Here is a 2529-nt window from a genome sequence, read left to right as displayed (position 1 = left end):
CGAAAAAAGACGCTTGTTCCCACTGTTTGCGTGGTTGCAAGCTGAGATTCGGGGCTAACGCCATTTTACCGTTTGGGGGCTTTCCAAGTACGACGCAGTATGGGGCTTAAGCAAATAGCGGTTCTATGTGAAATGTAGCACGCTGTTCTAATTGCCACAAATCAAAATCTGCTTGCATACCTAACCATAATTTGGGTGTGGTATTAGGCAATAGCTGACTTAAACGAAGTGCCATTTCAGGGGTTATTGCTGATTTTTCATTGATAATACGAGATAGACAGACACGAGTGACACCAAGTTGTTTAGCAATTTGAGTAATGCTAGTGTCGGCATTATCTAGGTATTCTTTTAGCAATAAGCCTGGATGTGGCGGGTTAAACATTCTCATTCTTCAACTCCTTAATGATAATCTTGATAATCCACAATTTCTGCGTGACCGTTCTCAAATTTAAAGGTTAAACGCCAGTTTTTATTGACTTTGACACTCCAATGTCCAACAAGATTGCCTTGTAATGGGTGTAAATCCCAACCAGGAAAGTTCATTGCAGAAACAGTTTCAGCGTTTTCTAGTGTCGCAAGTTGAAGACGCAATTTAGAAGCGTGATTAGCTTGAATACCTGCTGTTGAACCTGTTTCAAAAAATAGCTTTAAGCCTTTATGTTTAAACGAGAGAATCATTGTGGTTATCCTTTTTGTATACAGTAAGTATACGCTTAAATCTTAACTTGTAAATAGGTTGTATACAATAATGCAAAATATCTCTTTTACAGAACAAATTTTATATCACGCCAAACGCTCAGAATCGCACGAAAGTTGCGGTTTTGTCGTTTCTAAGGGCGGTGAGTTACGTTATTTTCCTTGTGAAAATGTGGCTGTCGATCTGATTAATCATTTTGAAATTTCACCTGATGATTGGATTCGGGCGGAAAGCGTGGGCGAGATTGTGGCGGTTGTTCATTCTCACCCTGATTCAGACACCGAGAAAGGTTTGCCTTATCTATCAACCGCAGACAGAGAATGCCAAGTGCGGTTAAATCTGCCGTTTTGGTTGGTTTGCGATGGCAATTTGCAAAAATTCCGCCCCATCGCACCGCTTGTCGGTCGTCAGTTTGAGAATAACAAGCAGGATTGTCGCAATATCTTACTTGATGCCTATATGTTGTCGGGATTGGATTTGCCTGACGATGTGGAGTACGAGTTTGAATGGTTTAAATCAGGCAACTTGTATGAAGAAAACTTGCTCCGCTTTGGCTTTGAGCGGTTAGATTTTGAAGAACAGCCCCAGCTTGGCGATATTGTGTTACTGCAAATTGGTAGTGATGTGGCTAATCACGCAGGCATTTACCTTGGTCATCAAATGATGTTACACCACAGCGAAGGGCGATTATCTGCCCGTGTGCCTTTTTACGATTTAGTCACCAACAAATTAGCTGGCTTGGGGCAACGTTTAGGCGATTATGGCATTGATAAATTCCAGTTGTATCAGATTGCTCAATACTGCGATCAACAAGTACCAGACGGCTATGGCGGTGTTGAGCCGAGAATGGTGGCAAATTTATGGCTGACAGAGCAACGTGATGCTTATTCGGTGATTTCGGATATGGCGTCGGTTTTCCGTGCGATTGTAGTGTGGAATGGTACGCAATTAACCGCTATTCAAGACAGAAATGCCGATCCTGTCTGCTCATTTACTCAGGCGAACGTTATTGACGGTAAATTTAATCGCCAGTATGTACCGCTTAAGTCCATTTTTACTGCTGTTGAAGTGGAATATGCCGACGAACGTAACAACTATCAAAAAGCGATTGAGTATGTGGCAGACGATGCGATGATCAAACGTTATGGCTATAACGTGAAGAAAATCGTTGCGTTTGCCTGTACTTCTCGTGGGCAAGCTCGCCGTTATGGTAAATGGGTGCTTGAAACGTCTCGCTTAGAGCAATGTACGATCAGCTTTAGTGTAGGGCGTGAAGGGTTACAAGTACGGGCAAAACCCTCTATATTCTTGATGAACCAACGACAGGATTACACTTCGCCGACATTAAACAATTATTGACCGTATTGCACCGCTTGCGTGATCAAGGAAATACCATTGTGGTGATCGAGCATAACTTAGATGTGATCAAAACGGCAGACTGGATTGTCGATCTAGGTCCTGAAGGCGGTAGCGGTGGCGGACAGATTATCGCCGAAGGTACGCCTGAAGAGGTGGCAAAAGATAAGAAATCCCATACGGCAAGATTTTTAAAAGAGATTTTGAAGAAAGGTTAAGTTGTAGTTGCAAGCGGCCACTTCGTTATAATATTTTGCAAAAAACCAAACGAATCCGACCGCTTGTTTGAAAGGAGAAAATGATGGAATACCAATTTACACATACCATGCACGGCGTTATTGCCAAATGTTCAATGGATCACGAGGCATTTGCTCGTTGGTTAAATACCGAGATTGTGCCAAATCCAAAAGAGTTAACCGCTATTTTTGCTGAAATTGAGCATTGTCGCCAAACCAAAGATCAAAACTACGAATGGA

At 42.3% G+C, this 2529-nt stretch carries 3 protein-coding genes and 4 pseudogenes; 5 read left to right on the top strand and 2 right to left on the bottom strand.

The window, feature by feature from the left end; translation table 11 throughout:
- Nucleotides 1-110 (top strand): annotated as a pseudogene (locus B0183_RS12060) (phage minor tail protein L); the annotation flags it as partial.
- On the opposite strand, the gene B0183_RS11795 reads toward B0183_RS12060, so the two are convergent.
- Entirely contained in the window at nucleotides 107-388 is a 282-nt protein-coding gene (locus tag B0183_RS11795) for a HigA family addiction module antitoxin (RefSeq protein ID WP_005714478.1), read from the bottom strand. The pseudogene B0183_RS12060 and the gene B0183_RS11795 overlap by 4 nt on opposite strands.
- Before the next feature lie 11 nt (nucleotides 389-399).
- Nucleotides 400-678, bottom strand: a complete 279-nt coding sequence (locus tag B0183_RS11790) for a type II toxin-antitoxin system RelE/ParE family toxin (RefSeq protein WP_016527932.1) — start codon at nucleotides 676-678, stop codon at nucleotides 400-402.
- Between the two features lie 70 nt (nucleotides 679-748).
- On the opposite strand from B0183_RS11790, the pseudogene B0183_RS13070 reads away from it, so the two are divergent.
- The 4 genes and pseudogenes from B0183_RS13070 to B0183_RS11770 form a co-directional block, all read left to right on the top strand.
- A pseudogene (locus tag B0183_RS13070) lies at nucleotides 749-1393 on the top strand (C40 family peptidase); the annotation flags it as partial.
- A 9-nt stretch (nucleotides 1394-1402) separates the two neighbouring features.
- Nucleotides 1403-1978: pseudogene (locus B0183_RS13065) on the top strand (phage tail protein); the annotation flags it as partial.
- Nucleotides 1979-1983: 5 nt separating this feature from the next.
- A pseudogene (locus B0183_RS11775) lies at nucleotides 1984-2271 on the top strand (excinuclease ABC subunit UvrA); the annotation flags it as partial.
- Between the two features lie 83 nt (nucleotides 2272-2354).
- Nucleotides 2355-2529, top strand: a 175-nt coding sequence (locus B0183_RS11770) for a YacL family protein (protein ID WP_165688526.1), incomplete at its 3' end; no start/stop codon positions are given.

Source organism: Glaesserella parasuis, assembly GCF_002015085.1.
In the GTDB taxonomy this organism is placed as follows: domain Bacteria; phylum Pseudomonadota; class Gammaproteobacteria; order Enterobacterales; family Pasteurellaceae; genus Glaesserella; species Glaesserella parasuis.
The sequence above is the reverse complement of the archived record's forward strand: the minus strand, read 5'-3'. Positions and strand labels throughout refer to the sequence as shown.